13 protein-coding genes, 3 tRNA genes and 1 CRISPR repeat array are annotated in these 13,454 nt (G+C 68.3%); of the genes, 7 read left to right on the top strand and 9 right to left on the bottom strand.

Annotated elements, in window-relative coordinates:
• Positions 1 to 70: 70 nt before the first annotated feature.
• Together ACH4DX_RS02695 and ACH4DX_RS02690 are read right to left on the bottom strand one after the other, a co-directional pair.
• Positions 71 to 1,285 carry a cytochrome P450 gene (locus tag ACH4DX_RS02695; protein WP_398153727.1) on the bottom strand — a complete coding sequence of 405 codons (1,215 nt, stop codon included), beginning with the start codon at positions 1,283 to 1,285 and terminating at the stop codon, positions 71 to 73.
• Between the two features lie 92 nt (positions 1,286 to 1,377).
• On the bottom strand, positions 1,378 to 2,238 hold the full coding sequence (locus ACH4DX_RS02690) for a tRNA-dependent cyclodipeptide synthase (RefSeq protein ID WP_398153726.1): 861 nt from the start codon (positions 2,236 to 2,238) through the stop codon (positions 1,378 to 1,380).
• Positions 2,239 to 2,813: 575 nt separating this feature from the next.
• On the opposite strand from ACH4DX_RS02690, the gene ACH4DX_RS02685 reads away from it, so the two are divergent.
• On the top strand, positions 2,814 to 3,431 hold the full coding sequence (locus ACH4DX_RS02685) for a TetR/AcrR family transcriptional regulator (protein WP_398153725.1): 618 nt from the start codon (positions 2,814 to 2,816) through the stop codon (positions 3,429 to 3,431).
• A gap of 850 nt (positions 3,432 to 4,281) precedes the next feature.
• Entirely contained in the window at positions 4,282 to 4,452 is a 171-nt protein-coding gene (locus ACH4DX_RS02680) for a hypothetical protein (RefSeq protein WP_398153724.1), read from the top strand.
• Positions 4,453 to 4,534: 82 nt separating this feature from the next.
• Here the strand turns inward: ACH4DX_RS02680 and ACH4DX_RS02675 are convergent, their stop codons facing one another.
• Entirely contained in the window at positions 4,535 to 5,782 is a 1,248-nt protein-coding gene (locus ACH4DX_RS02675; protein ID WP_398154164.1) for a helix-turn-helix domain-containing protein, read from the bottom strand.
• 446 nt (positions 5,783 to 6,228) lie between these two features.
• Here ACH4DX_RS02675 and ACH4DX_RS02670 point away from each other — a divergent pair, with 446 nt between their 5' ends.
• From ACH4DX_RS02670 to ACH4DX_RS02650, 5 genes are all read left to right on the top strand, one after another.
• Complete coding sequence (locus tag ACH4DX_RS02670) at positions 6,229 to 6,444, top strand: hypothetical protein (protein ID WP_398153723.1); 216 nt, start codon at positions 6,229 to 6,231, stop codon at positions 6,442 to 6,444.
• Positions 6,441 to 6,644 carry a hypothetical protein gene (locus tag ACH4DX_RS02665; protein WP_398153722.1) on the top strand — a complete coding sequence of 68 codons (204 nt, stop codon included), beginning with the start codon at positions 6,441 to 6,443 and terminating at the stop codon, positions 6,642 to 6,644. The genes ACH4DX_RS02670 and ACH4DX_RS02665 overlap by 4 nt, the downstream gene beginning before the upstream one ends.
• 595 nt (positions 6,645 to 7,239) lie before the next feature.
• Positions 7,240 to 7,573: a CRISPR direct-repeat array (repeat unit 29 nt; unit sequence GTGGTCCCCGCGCGTGCGGGGGTGGTCCC).
• Positions 7,574 to 7,778: 205 nt separating this feature from the next.
• Positions 7,779 to 8,000 (top strand): type II toxin-antitoxin system VapB family antitoxin, encoded by a 222-nt coding sequence (locus ACH4DX_RS02660; protein ID WP_398153721.1) that lies wholly within the window; start codon positions 7,779 to 7,781, stop codon positions 7,998 to 8,000.
• Positions 7,997 to 8,407, top strand: a complete 411-nt coding sequence (locus ACH4DX_RS02655; RefSeq protein WP_398117137.1) for a PIN domain-containing protein — start codon at positions 7,997 to 7,999, stop codon at positions 8,405 to 8,407. Before ACH4DX_RS02660 ends, ACH4DX_RS02655 begins: the two co-directional genes overlap by 4 nt.
• A 1,181-nt stretch (positions 8,408 to 9,588) precedes the next feature.
• Positions 9,589 to 11,019 carry a hypothetical protein gene (locus ACH4DX_RS02650; RefSeq protein ID WP_398153720.1) on the top strand — a complete coding sequence of 477 codons (1,431 nt, stop codon included), beginning with the start codon at positions 9,589 to 9,591 and terminating at the stop codon, positions 11,017 to 11,019.
• 43 nt (positions 11,020 to 11,062) lie between these two features.
• Here the strand turns inward: ACH4DX_RS02650 and ACH4DX_RS02645 are convergent, their stop codons facing one another.
• The 6 genes from ACH4DX_RS02645 to ACH4DX_RS02620 all read right to left on the bottom strand — a co-directional run bounded on the left by ACH4DX_RS02645 (position 11,063) and on the right by ACH4DX_RS02620 (position 13,347).
• The gene (locus ACH4DX_RS02645) at positions 11,063 to 11,524 is read right to left on the bottom strand and encodes a hypothetical protein (RefSeq protein WP_398117133.1); all 462 of its coding nucleotides are present in this window, start codon (positions 11,522 to 11,524) and stop codon (positions 11,063 to 11,065) included.
• 305 nt (positions 11,525 to 11,829) lie between these two features.
• Positions 11,830 to 12,237 (bottom strand): PIN domain nuclease, encoded by a 408-nt coding sequence (locus ACH4DX_RS02640; protein WP_398153719.1) that lies wholly within the window; start codon positions 12,235 to 12,237, stop codon positions 11,830 to 11,832.
• Positions 12,234 to 12,467: a type II toxin-antitoxin system VapB family antitoxin gene (locus tag ACH4DX_RS02635; RefSeq protein WP_398117130.1), complete on the bottom strand. Its 234-nt coding sequence runs from the start codon at positions 12,465 to 12,467 to the stop codon at positions 12,234 to 12,236. Before ACH4DX_RS02635 ends, ACH4DX_RS02640 begins: the two co-directional genes overlap by 4 nt.
• Before the next feature lie 405 nt (positions 12,468 to 12,872).
• A tRNA-Ile gene (locus tag ACH4DX_RS02630) sits at positions 12,873 to 12,946 on the bottom strand.
• A gap of 250 nt (positions 12,947 to 13,196) precedes the next feature.
• A tRNA-Asn gene (locus ACH4DX_RS02625) sits at positions 13,197 to 13,269 on the bottom strand.
• A 5-nt stretch (positions 13,270 to 13,274) separates the two neighbouring features.
• A tRNA-Asn gene (locus ACH4DX_RS02620) sits at positions 13,275 to 13,347 on the bottom strand.
• Positions 13,348 to 13,454: the final 107 nt, after the last annotated feature.

Genomic DNA, 13,454 nt, shown 5'->3' with positions numbered 1-13,454 from the left:
TACGGATCTGGCGCAGGGCACATTCGATGGTTCGACAGACACCCTTGTGCGGCGGGCCGCCGCGTCGGGGTCACCAGGAGGCTGGGATCGCCTTCGGGCGGCGGAAGAAGAGGCCCTCGTGCCAGCGGATCTCCTCGGGTTGCACAGTCAGGCGGAGTCCGGGCCTGCGGGCCACCGCACGCACCATCGCGTCGATCAGGCAGCGGGCCAGACGGTTCCCGGGGCAGAAGTTGGGGCCGTGGCCGAAGCCGAGGTGTCCCGGGCCGTGGCGTTCGGGGAGGAAGCTGTCGGGGTCGTCGAAGGCGTCCGGGTCGTGGTTGGCGGCCTCCAGCGAGACCATCGCCACCTCTCCCGCCCGGATCTGAACGCCGTCGATGTCCGCGTCCTCGGTGGCCATCCGTTTGGCAGCCCCGGTCGACAGGGGTGTGTGGCGCAGCAGTTCCTCCACGGTGTCCGGGACCAGCGCGGGATCGCGGTGCAACCGAGCGATGGTTTCCGGGTGCCGCAGCAAAGTGATCACAGCGCCGCACAGGAACCCCGAGGTCGTGGGGTATCCGGCGATCAACAGCAGCGCGGCTATCTCGGACAGCGCGGCGTCGCCGAGCGGGCCGGCCTCGGCCGGGGCTTCGGCGAGCCGCTTGAGCAGATGGTCCCCGGGCCCCTCGGCCAGCCGGCGGGCGTGGGCGGTGAAGAACCGGTGGATGTCGATGAGGCCTTCGCGCTGCTGCTCGGCGGTGGCGCCGCAGAACTGGAGGCAGCGGTCGGCGTGGTCACGAAGCAGCGCGGTCTCCTCGGTGCTGAGTTGGCCGAGCAGGACGCGGGACGTCATCGCCGCCGCCAGGGGTTGCGCGAAGTCCGCCGCGAGGTCGACGGGACCCCCGTGCTCGGCGAGGTCGCGCAGCAACGTGTCGGCCCGGTCGCGGAGCCACTTCCCCTGACGCCGGGCCGCACGCGGCCCGAGGCCTTCGATGAAGACCGAGCGCAGGCCCGCTTCGCGCAGCACCGACACTCCGTCGCCGGTGGTGCCGGGGGCGCGCAGTTCCACGGGCTCCTGGCGGGGCGCACCGGGCGCCATCGCGGCGGTCGAGCTGAATCGTGGGTCCTCCAGCAGCCGCTTGGCGGTGGCGTACCTGGTGACGAGCCACAGCCGGTCTCCGGTGTACTCGGAGACGACGGGGCAGGCCGGTGCGTCGGCTTCGCGCAGCCGTTGGTGGTGCGGGGAGAGCTCTTGACTCCAGTCGTGGAAGGGGAAGGTGAGGGGGCCTTGTTCTTGTGCGGTAGTCACGGCGGGACGCTCCTTCACATACGGGGGGGGCGGTCCGCCCCTCCTGGCCGAGTGCGGGTCCGCTGGGGCCGGTGCGGGGTGCGGCCGGACTGTCACTGCGCCGCGTGGTCCTTGAGGAGGATGAAGCCCTGGTTGGCTGCGGCGTGCAGGGGGCCGGCCCCGGTGTAGAGCAGGTCGGCGAAGCCCACCGGCGCGTGATAGCTGACCAGTGACGAGGGGACACCGAGGATGCTCGGGGTGTCCATGAAGAAGGGCAGTTCGTCGATGAGGTACTCCAGGGCCAGGGCGGCGGCGTCGCTGCCCCGGCCGCCCGGCTTCGTGCCGCCGTCCTCGCCGGAACTGGCCGCGGCGGTCCCGGGCCCGCATGCCGTCCCGGACCCGGCTGCCGCTACGGGGACGGCGCGGGCGGACACCTTCCGGCAGAGGGCGTGGGTGCGTTCGTCGGTGGTCAGCGCGTTCCGGACGCGCAGGTGCAGTCGCTGGTAGGCATCGGTCTGGGCGAGGTCGGACAGCAGGTGGGTGTGCTGGTCCTCCCCAGGGATCTCGCTGCGCTCGAAGGCGCGCCGGATGCGCCTTCGGACGCAGGACACTTCTGTCCGCGCCTTCTTGTGTGCCGCCTGGTCGGGATAGCCCCGGGCGCGGTAGTTGGACGCCAGGGAGCGGTCGGGGACGATGACGTCCACCCGCTGGAAGGTGGCATGCGCCCAGCGGAACATACGGGTCAGGGTGGGGATGCCGAAGTAACCGTTGCCTGGACTCACCCCGATCAGCAGGTGGTCGGCGTCGCGCAGGAGCCGACGGCAGTTGGGGGTGTACGGAAGCGGGGTGTGGCCGCCGGCTGCTGCGGCCCCGGGTAACGGTACGGACGCAGCCGCGGGCGTGGGCGTGAATGCTGCCGCGGGTGCGGAGGTGTGTATCGCCATGGACGTGGCCGACGTGAGGGGATGCGACACAAGGGAACCCTTCGGATGGCTGCGAATGGGGCTCTGCTCGGTGTGAAGGTCCGTGACCGGCCCCGCTCCGTCGTGGGAGGCGGCGCACAGCCGGGACGTGGAGCTGTCCTTCTTGCGCTGTTCCGGGCGCGGCAGAACCGTCCAAGCACCGGAGGATGGGGCTGGACTCGGGCTCGTCCGTGCGCCTGTCGCGCTGTTCAGCGGGGGCGGTGACCTCAGTGAGGCCCTGGTACGGCTGTGGGGAACGCACGCCCGGACGTCGGCCGGAGCCACGTACTGCGGGACGGCGGCAGGGCGGCGGGCACTCGCACCGTTCCGGAGCGGGCGAGCGAAGCCCTAGGTGGCCGAGGACGTCCCCGCTTGCTTCGGGAGGGGCGTACGGCACAGGGGGGTGGCCGGCTTCGTACATCGCGTGGTTCGCCCTGGATACGTCACCGCAGTGCCCCTTTCCGGCTCGTCGCATGGTCTGTGCGCTACCGCAGAACTCATCGTTCAAAGAAGCAATCCGCTCGCCGGAGTCTAACTCCGGTCAACACAGCCTGGCAACGGAGACCGGGATACGGCAAAGTACGGTCATGTCAACACCGCACAAGAGCCGACGGAGCGATTACGCGGAGGCCACCCGGCTGGCCATCGTCGAGTCCGCGCGGCTGCTCTTCTCGCTCAAGGGCTACTTCGCGACCACGGTCGAGGAGATCGCCGCCGAGGCCCGGGTCGCCCCGACGACCGTCTACGCCGTCGGCGGCGGCAAGCAGGGTCTGCTGCGCACCCTGGTGGACATCTGGAGCCAGGCCCCCATCGTCGCCGCGTCGATGGACGAGATGGATTCCTACACCGATCCGGACGAGCTGCTGCGCCAGCTGTCCGCCGTGACCAGGTCCATGCGGGAGAGCTTCGGTGACATCATGCGCATCCTGATCGCGACGGCGCCCCACAACGAGGGCGCGGCCGAAGGGCTGGCGATCGGGACCCGTCGCTACCGGGACGCGCTCGCCACCGTCGCCGCCCATCTGCACAAAATCAACGGCACGCACCCACATATGACGGTCGAGCAGGCGACCGGCATCCTGTGGTTCTACTTCGGATACAGCGGATACTTCACGCTGGTCGACGACAACGGATGGTCCTACGACCAGGCCGAACCCTGGCTCGCCCACCAGGCCACCATGGCCTTGCGAGCCCCCGCCCCCTGACCGGTGCCGACCGCACTCGCCGCTCGCCCTCCCCGCCCGGCCGAGTCAAGCGGAACCGCGGGCCCGCCCACCAGGCGGCGGATGGCGCCGGTACGGAGACTCGTGAGGTCCCTGGACGGTGGGAGGGCCCCCAGATGAGACAAACACAGTCACATACAGGACAAGGTCTGCTTCCTCACAGTCGCTGCTGACGATCCCCTGTCAGGGTCCAACTGCTCAGCCTGGCCATCAGGGCAGGGCTTCTTGGAGAGGGGTATGTCATGCGTGTTCGTCATGCGCTCGTCGCTGCGGGATTGGGAGCTACGCTCGCAGTCGGGGCGACAGCGACCACGGCTTCGGCTGTGACACCGGGGGAATCCTGGGCCGCAGCGGGTACGGCCCAGGAAGCGGGGAGCGGTGGGACCGCTGCCGCGTCCACGCCCGCGCCCGACTTGGGGAAGTTCATGTTCGTGGCGACGCAGAACGCAATGTCGTTGATATGACCGGTTCTTGACGGCAGCTCGAAGCCCGGGTCGCCGCAGCCCGATGCCACCCATGATCTGGAAGATGGGTGAACAGCTCTGCCCTGAACCGCGGTTCTTGGCAGAGTGGTGGCTTGCGGTAGGCGGATCGCGGAAAGCGGGCCGGCCCAAAGACGGGGTGACTACGGGACCGTGGCCCGGGTCGTCGCGCCTGACTCGATGCGCGGGCGAACCAAAAACGGTGACACCCTTCCTGCGGGAAGTGGTCCGGTCCCGATCATTCTGTAGAGCCTCGTCGTATGGCAGTAGGGACCACTGAATCATTTCCGGTGGTCCCTACTGTCCTACACCCCGCGGCATCCGGCGGCTCTGGGACAAACCCCTGCCGTGTGGAGCTCTCCGTCCGGAGCCCGCCCGGGGAGCTCATCGTCGATGCTCTGATGGACGACCTGGACGAGGAGTTGCCTCCCCTCGCCAAAGCCGGCCCCGGCCCGGGCTCCTACAGACTGCGTGTACGCGAGTGGGACATCCTCCGTCGCTCGCTCAAGTCCGACACCTGACGAAAGCGTCCCGGCTCGCGGCACAGCCGGACTCCGGCCCCGCTCTCCTTCGAGGTGCGGGGCCGCTTCGTCACGTCAGGGGTCAGGCGTGCAGCAAGTGCCTGTGCTCGGCAAGTACGCTGCGCACCTCCGGCACGGCAGCGAACGGTTGCAGTCGCTCCAGTACCACCCGTGTGCGCGTCGCTGTCCGCTCGGATGAGAGTTCCCCTGCCAGGGCGATGACCCGCTGGGCCTCGGCCGCGGCCTGCTCGGGTTCGTTCGCGTCCGCCAAGGCGACCGCCAGCCACGACCTGTAGAGCGCCAACTCGCGGGCGTGCGTTATGTCGTATCGACTCAACACGTCCGTCAGCAGCGGTACCGCGCGCAGCGGGCGGCGCAGCTCCGTAAAGACCCGCGCATCCATGATCTTCAGTTCTTCACGCGACACCCAGTACGCCCACGGCGGGGCTTGTCCGTCCGTCTCCTCGTCGAGGGCGGCGTGGGCTTCGCCGAGGGCCCGCATCGCGGCTTGTGCGCTGTCCGGTCTTCCGGCCCGGGTGTGGGCCCACGCGACCCGGTCCGAGAACAGGGCGCGGGCGACCGCCGGTGCCGCGGGCCCGGATTCCCGTAGCGCGGCTTCGGCGAGCTCGGCGCCTTCGCGCTCGCGTCCGTTGTTGGACCACTGGTAGGCGAGCGAGCCGGCGAGGTTCCCGGCCAGAGGCGCGTCGCCTGCCTGCCGTGCCGCGTCCAGGCCGAGCCGGTAGGCGTGCTCGGCGTCGGCGAGGCGTCCGGCGTCCGATGCGACCCATCCCGTGATCTGGCCCAGTTCGCCGATCTGGGCAAGGAGCTGACGCCCGGTGTCCTCCGTGAACGTCGACTCCCGGTAAAGGGCCAGTGCGGACCGCAGTTCACGGAACGTCGGGTCGATCAAGTCACCACCGGACAGGACGTCGTCGGCTAGGCGCAGGGCGTGCACCCGGTTGGCCAGGTCGAGGATCTCCGTCGCGCCGATCCGCCGCCCTACGGTGCCGGTTGCTCGCAGCGGGTCGCCCTCGGGCAGCAGCGCAGACAGTGACGCAGCCGGTCCTGGCAGCCTTGCCGACTCGTCGCCCCGGGCGTAGGCCGCAGCCTGTTCGATCTCCTGGAGAGGTACCGCGAGCAGTTGCGCCAGCCACGGCAACCACACCTCCGGGACGCGCCTACCCCGCTCCCACCGGGAGATCTCGGTGCGCGTGACGGACTGGGTGCCCGATGCGTCGCACAGCAGTGCAGCCATCTGGCGCTGAGACTTCCCTCGGGCCTGTCGCAGACCAGCCAGGTACACACCGAAGTGCTCGCGCCGCTCGCTCATATCCACTTTCGGCCCCCTCCCTGACAGTGTGGCCCCCTCCTGGCCACCCGTAGGGCTCCTTCCCACTCCTGTCACCCGCGATTGCATGGCAAGAGCAGACCCCGGCGGCCGCGCGAACGGCCCCGGGGCGTGGCCGACCACGAAGGAGTCGACATGGCCGACGCTACGGGCCGCCTACCGTCCCGGAAAGCAGCGCACGGGAGCAGGCTCTGGACCGAAGCGCCATCGCCGAATGGCTGGCACAGACCGACTCCGACCCGGGCTCGGTCTACCGCGCGTGGGCGAGGGACGGCATCGCCCTGCTCCCGCTCGGCCGGCGCTTCGACGCCGTCCGCGTCCCGTGCGAGCGCATCCACGCCGCGGTCGGCAGCGACGCCCCCCAGACAGTCGCCACCGTCCTGCACTCCTGGCTCGACGGCCCGGTCATCCGGGACCTGCGCAACAGCATGGGGCCGTACTACGTACTGATCGAACCGGACGCCATATGGGAAGGCACAGAGGAGTGCCTCCGCCTTGAGACCTATCTGTACCTCCCCCGCCCCGGTGTGCTGTCGCTGCACGCGCACTGGGTCGTGATCCCCGCTCGCCCCGGGTATCTGTGCGACCCCGAGCACCTGGCCGCGCTCCTCGCCACGGCCGATCCGCCGGCGGTGGAGTCGTGAGCGCCACGGCGGCGGAGCTCGACGCCGCGGCGACACGGGTCTACACGACGTACATGGGACACCTGCACGCCTGCCCGCCCTGTCGGCGCATGGACTACTGCCCGACCGGCACCCGCCTGCGCCGGGCGTGGAACGCCGCACGCGGCGCCGCCGTCAGGGCCCACCTGAACCGCACGGGAGGCACCCGATGCGGGACGTGAGCCAGGTGGGGCGGGTGGGACTCGAACCTAAAACGATGACCCATCACCTGCGGTTTTATCGGGGTACAGGACATGTCCACCCGATTCGACCCCACCAAGTCCCGCTCGGTCCCGCCCAATCCGGGGTGGTGAGGCAATTGCCTCACCGGCTTTACAGGGCCGGACGGGGCACGGTGAAGCGCTCGGAGCAGCGGAGGCTTCTACTGGCGCCCGCATGGTCGCATTCCAGGGAGCGACCGCAACAGCTGCTGAACTCGGCCCAGTTGCGCCTACGAAGAGTAGCCGCTCAGAAGGAACGTCGTGAGCTGCTTGACGCGGTAGCGCCAAATACGGCGGGGTGACGACAGAATCGCACCCACGGGGGACGATCTGCGACACAGGGACACATCGAGCCCTGCCGATCACGCCCAACCAAGGCTCACGCCGACGCGTCTATCCAGACGTGGCTCCAGCGCGAGTCCGCCGCCGGGATGCTGCGGCTGGGAGGAGTTTGCGGCACATGATAACGATTTGTGGCCATCAGGGTGAAATGCCGATTTCTCAAGAAGTAAGGGAAAATCCGCTATCGACTGCGTAGGGCCGCAGGTCGCGGCCTGTGGTCCCCGCGCGTGCGGGGGTGGTCCCGCCATGTCCCGCACGTCGCTGTACACGTTGGAGTGGTCCCCGCGCGTGCGGGGGTGGTCCCCTCGCCTGGTCACGTACGACACGCCGGAGGACGTGGTCCCCGCGCGTGCGGGGGTGGTCCCGCCGCGTTCCTCAGCGCCGCATCCAGCGCCGCGTGGTCCCCGCGCGTGCGGGGGTGGTCCCCTGCTCCAGCGCCTGATGAAGCAGCCCCTGCCGTGGTCCCCGCGCGTGCGGGGGTGGTCCCCCGAAGTCGTCCCCGCTCGGCGGTTCCTGGCCGTGGTCCCCGCGCGTGCGGGGGTGCTGGTCCCTCCACCACGCCGCAGTCGATGGCGCCGCAATAGCGGTCCCCTGCACATGCGGATTCCTGGCGTCACAGCCTTCCCGAGCCGGTCTAGGGCCGACTTAGCAACCGTCATGCTGCTTGCGACCGAGCTCGCACCCTCACCACTTGAATGTTGGTGCCGTATAATTCTTTGTACATCACCACCATCACACGCAGTGAGGTGCAGCATGGCAGTAACCCAGATCGACATCGACGACGACGCCCTGGAACGCGCCATGGCCCTGTCCAAGGCCAGAACCAAGAAAGAGGCCGTCAACCTGGCCCTCCAGTTCTACGCCGAACAGCAGGAGCGAGCAGCCCGCATCAGTCGCCACTTCGAGCGGGCGCGCGAGTGGGGAGCCGTTGAGGACGGTGAGCGCCGGCACCGGGCGGAGAAGGACGGCCGGTGATCTACCTGCTGAACACGTCCGGGCTGGTCCGACTGCTCTCCGACCCCAAGCTCCAGTCGGCCTGGTACGACGCGATCGACGCCGAGGCGATCGCCTCCTGCTACCCCCAGCGCGCCGAGTTCCTGTACAGCGCCCGCAACAGCCACGAGTACGAAGAAATCGCGGAAATGTTCACCGACCTCTACCCGGACGTATCAGTGCCGAAGAACGCCGCACGGTGGGTCGGCTCGATACAACATCGCATGGCCCGGGCCGGAGAACACCGCAGCGCTTCGGCCATCGACCTAATCATCGCGGCAACCGCCGCCCACCACGGCCTGACCGTCCTGCACGACGACGCCGACTACCGCACCATCACCCGCCACGCACCCGACCTCCGCGAACACAACGTTCACGACATCGGCTGACACCAGCCGCACGTCACCTGCAACTGGCACATCCAGGGCGCCACACAGAGCGCCCGGGACATCCAAGGCATACATGAGGCCGCAAAGCACGCCTCGCCTCCCTGAGAGCCAGCAACAAACCTGGCCTCGCACGCGCGAGGGCAGTCCCCGGCTCCAGGCATGCCACGTCTGATTCGCTACGTGGCCACCGCTCGCTAGTCGATCTCGTCGACCCGCCCAGGTGATCCCCGCGCGTACGGGGATGGCCTGCCCCGTCGGCGTCCAGCGCACCCTGAGCGTGCGTGCTCCCCGCGCGTGCCGGGGGGGGTCCCGACCAGTGCATCAAAGGGCAGGACGTCGCCGCGTGGTCCCCGCGCGTGCGGGGGTGGTCCCTGGCAGCCGCTCACGGTGGCGTGCCGGGTCGAGTGGTCCCGCGCATGCGGGAGTGGCCCCGTCGAACGCTAGTACCACGCCCCGCTGCGCACCACGTTCGATCTCGCCTCCGAGTACCACCTGCAAGTCCCGCTACGGTCCAGGCTTTACGGGTCCTTCGGTCAGGCATTCATGGCGCACACAAGTCCCGCCACGCTCACGCCCGCACCACTGCCTGCAACGGCCTGAGGGGACCGTGTGGCCGTGGTGCACGACCCGCGGCCACACGACAGCAGTCACGATGGGGGCCGTCAGCCAGACGAGCGAGTCGTACAAGTATGCGGGACGGCTTGGGAGCCGACCTCTACGCTGACGTGCTCGGAGATCTTCCAGGCGGCGGTGATGAGCAACAGCCTCGCGAGAGTGGAAGGCACTGCTACGACGAGCGCGAGCATCTACTGCGGGGCGTCGACCTTCCACCGCTCCCACGCCACCTTCTCCTCAGCGGATCAGCGCTCCACCGCTGCTTCACCGCTCCCGCAGCTCCACAGGGGTTCATGTGCGCCGGTTCGCATCAATCGTGACCCGCTGAAGCATCCCCCTCGCAGCGGCTGGGACGTCACAGGGCTGCACGCAGCCGGCTCCTCGGCGCTCCGCCCCACCACCACGAGTTCCTCAAGGCCCCAGGAGCGACCGGGGCGCTTCTGGCCAGCAAAGCGCGGCATCGCGCCACCTTGGGCATTCCACGCCACCCTTCGGTCACCAGTTCGGTAAATCTTGCGCCTCCGTGCCCGGACGAGCCCGGCACGAACCGAACGGGAGAACGCTCCATGACAAGACCGTGGTTGGGCATATCCTGCCGCACGGCCCTGGCCGTCGCCTTAGCCGTCACCGCCCTGCCCGCCGCCGCACCCGCGCTCGCCGACGACGGCTCGGACGCGGGTGTGCTCACCTACGCGCTGCCACCGGGCACGCCCCTTCCTTCACTCGCGCAGCTTCAAGCCGACGGCGGCCTGGAACGACTGGACGCGATGACCCGGGCCGGCCGAGCGCAGAAGCCTCTCACCGCAGCCGAGACAGTTGGCCCTGCCGCCGCCCATGGGACAGTCGCCAAGGAGTCGTCCTTCGCGCCCACGCCGCCCGCTTCACCCTCTGGGACTCGGCCCTCGGCCCTGGCCCCCGGGGACGCCATCTACCCTGAACCCTCCCGGAAGATGACCCTGGACGAATGTCGCAAGGGCCTGGGAAGCGACAAGAAGTTCTTCATCAAGTCCCGCTTCGCGGTGTGCACCGGCACGTCCTTCCTCCAGACCTGGCTGAAGAACGGACGCGTCAAGGGAAAGAGCTGGTTCAACCTGCGCGTGGTGGGCACGGTCGCCAAGAACAGCCGGAAGATCGACTACAAATTCCACTTCAGCGAGATGGGCAAGGCCGGCAGCGTCCCCGCCAACGCCCTCAAGATCTCGGTGAATGCGAAGATCACCCAAAGCTGGCCGTCCCGCGCCCGCTACACCTACGCCGGCACCATGCCCGGCACCAAGACCTTCGCAGAGGCCAAGCGGCAGAAGTCGTTCACGCACACCGTCCACGCCAAACCGGGCCAGGGCAGTGGTCGGCTCGACACGATCTTCGCGGTCTACCAGCCGACCGTCACCGTCACACCTCCCGCCCCGTGGACCGTGCAGCCCCCTTCCAGCACCAAGTTGTTCCTGCTCGCTCCCCGATGGGAAGCCGCCGGCTATCTGGCCAACTCCACCGGCAGCGGCAACCCCGCCCGGCGCGGTGCAGCCACCTTCAGCTACGCCGTCCCGCTCGTGTACAGCGCCAAGAGCGGAGCGGTGGAGCAGGAGGTCGCCAAGCACATCCGGCTGGCCTTCCTCAGCCCCGACGACACCAAGCCGTACATGTCCGCCAAGAAGGTTCCCGGACAGAATCCCAGTGCCCCCTTGCACCGGACACGGGACAGTCGGCGCAACGAGGACAACGGCAAGGCCGCCATCGCTCAGTGCAAGAGGCACTGGGGCCCGAACTACACGGAGGGCGGCAAGAAGCAGTGCGACGAGTACCCCTTCCGCTCCACACTGGAAGGAGCCGCCGAACATCAATACGACCCGCACGCACGGAAGTTCAACTTCTCGGCCAAGCCTGTTCTGGCAGAGCACAACCGCGACGCCGGGCTGCTGCTGAAAGGTTTCTACGCCAAGAACAGGATGCTCGCTGACACCGAGGACGACGCCTTCCTCGTAAGGATCACACCGTGACGAGCCGGGGACGGCCGACGCCTACTGCCCGTCCCCGTGCCAGTCAGCAGGCCGGGAAGAACTGCACCAGATAGCGCTCGACGCCCACAACGGACTCTTCCGAACCCCTCAACGCGGCCACCTCGTCGCGGCCCGCACAGTGCACCCGCACCCGCCACGAGCCCTTTCTGCCGAGCTCGATCAGCTCATCAGTGCGCCCCAAGGTCGGGGTCCACACAGCGACATCACCGCTCACCGACTCGAACCCGGCCTCGTCACTCACATCCCACACAGAGGCGTCTTCAGCAGGCGGCGCCCCGTCCCACACCTGCACCTTCACTGCGGCAGTATGAATATGACCGGCACTGGACACGTCCACCCGGCCCGGAAACGCATTCACGAACACATCGGCGTTCAAGCCGTCGGGAAACTCAACCGGCAGCTCGGCATCCCATGACTCCTGAAAAGCGAACGCGTAGTCGTCCACGAACACCTCAAGCAGCTGCTCCTGAACCAACTTGGCCACGAGACCTCTCCCTGTCCGTCAACCCCACACGACCCTCAGGATCGTATCGCCGCGCCCCGAGCTCGCCGTGCCGTCCCAGCAATCCAGGTGGTCCCCGCGCGTGCCGGGGTGGTCCCTCGGCGGTCGCCTTGGGGATGCCCGTGGACTGATGGTCCCCGCGCATACGGGGGTGGTCCCAGGGTGACCTCGGACCATGCGCCGCTTCCACACCGGCGCCTCGACCCGTCAGCTGAAAGGTGAATGCAGATGGTGGGCCGCTTTGGCTGGACGATGGAGCAGCAGGCAGGGATCCGGTTTCACACCGGTCAGGCGCGTGCGTCTCGTTGCTGGACTTCCTTGAGGACCGCCGCCACCGTGGCGAAGTCATTGTCGACGTGAAGCACGGTGTGGCCGTGATGGACGGCGGTCGCGCACACCAGGAGATCAATGGCTCCGGCGGCGCGGTGTTGCCCTCGCTGGGTGAGCTTGTATTGCGCGGTATCGACCCAGCGCCACGCGTTCTTGGGCACCGGCGAGAACTGACAGAGAGCATCCAGCTCATCGGCCAGCTCATCGCGGTGGGCTGGACTAGTCGCCGAGTAGAGGAACTCCGCCCTCGTGGGCTCACAGAGATGGAACACGCCGGCGGCGATGTGCCCTTCCCAGGGCCGCAACGCCCCCGGCGTACGGAAGAGGTGCCACAGGGCGGAAGTATCGAGAAGGTACGTGATCACTCGAAGGCTGCCCGCCGGGCGTTCTTAGCAGCGTCACGAGCAGCAGCCGCAGCCTCGAACTCGCCCCGCTCACCCCGCGCGGCCAGCTTCTCCGCGGCCTCAAGCCTCTTGATGCGCGCCACGTAGTCCCGCAGAGCCGCGTTGACCGTCTCCTTCTTCGTCGAGACACCCATCAGCCGCATCGCCTCGGCCAGCGCCTCGTCATCGAGATCGATCTGGGTAACAGACATACCGGCCACCCCTCACCGCGAGTCCATGATGTACATAACCAAGCTACATCACCAACATTCCTTGCGACAGGCCATCACGCACGAGTACAGACGCGACCCGACTGCCGAGCGAGCAGCCGCAAGCCGCGCACGCTGCACACCCCTCACGGGACGCCCACATCCCGGATGAAACGGCCATTTCGCCGGAAGAACCGGGGGCACAGATGTTCCGTGGATGAGCCGTGGGACCGCCAACCGCAGATCCCACCGAGGTGTACCCCCATAACCCCAGACTGAGGGGGACCAGAGACCCGGCTGGGCGCACAGGCGCACGATTGCCTCACCGATGTGAGGCAATCGCCTCACGCAGAACACCCGTCCAACCGCGATTCCGCAGATCAGAACGTTTCTGCGTGAGGCCTTTCGTGGGGCGGGTGGGACTCGAACCCACGGCCGACGGATTATGAGTCCGCTGCTCTAACCGGCTGAGCTACCGCCCCCAACGGCGCGTCGCGCACATTTGTGCGCGCCGTCTGCCGCAGCATAGCCGCTCATACGATCTCCTGCTCCGAGTGGTCGGCTACGCACGACCATGAGGACCCCGCTGCGGCCCGCACGGTTCCCTCGGGGGCGAAACCCGCACGTACGAGGGAGCATTGAGGGCGTCACGGGGGGCGTACTGGAGCTTCGAGCAGGGACAGAGAGGGCCCTCGGGCACCGGTGACGGTGGCCGAGGGCCCTCTCCTACAGCTCTCCCGACTGGACTCGAACCAGTAACCTGCCGGTTAACAGCCGGCTGCTCTGCCAATTGAGCTACAGGAGACCGAGCTCCCCCGACTGGACTCGAACCAGTAACCTGCCGGTTAACAGCCGGCTGCTCTGCCAATTGAGCTACAGGGGAATGACCCGTGGTGACGGAGTCACTGCAACAATGTCACCTGCCTGGGAACCCCCGGGCGGCGTGCGCTCGCTGCGACACATACATTAGCGCAAGCAGGGGGGTGCTCC

It is taken from the genome of Streptomyces sp. NPDC017940 (assembly GCF_044328435.1).
In the GTDB taxonomy this organism is placed as follows: domain Bacteria; phylum Actinomycetota; class Actinomycetes; order Streptomycetales; family Streptomycetaceae; genus Streptomyces.
This window is presented reverse-complemented; position numbering and strand designations above follow the sequence as displayed.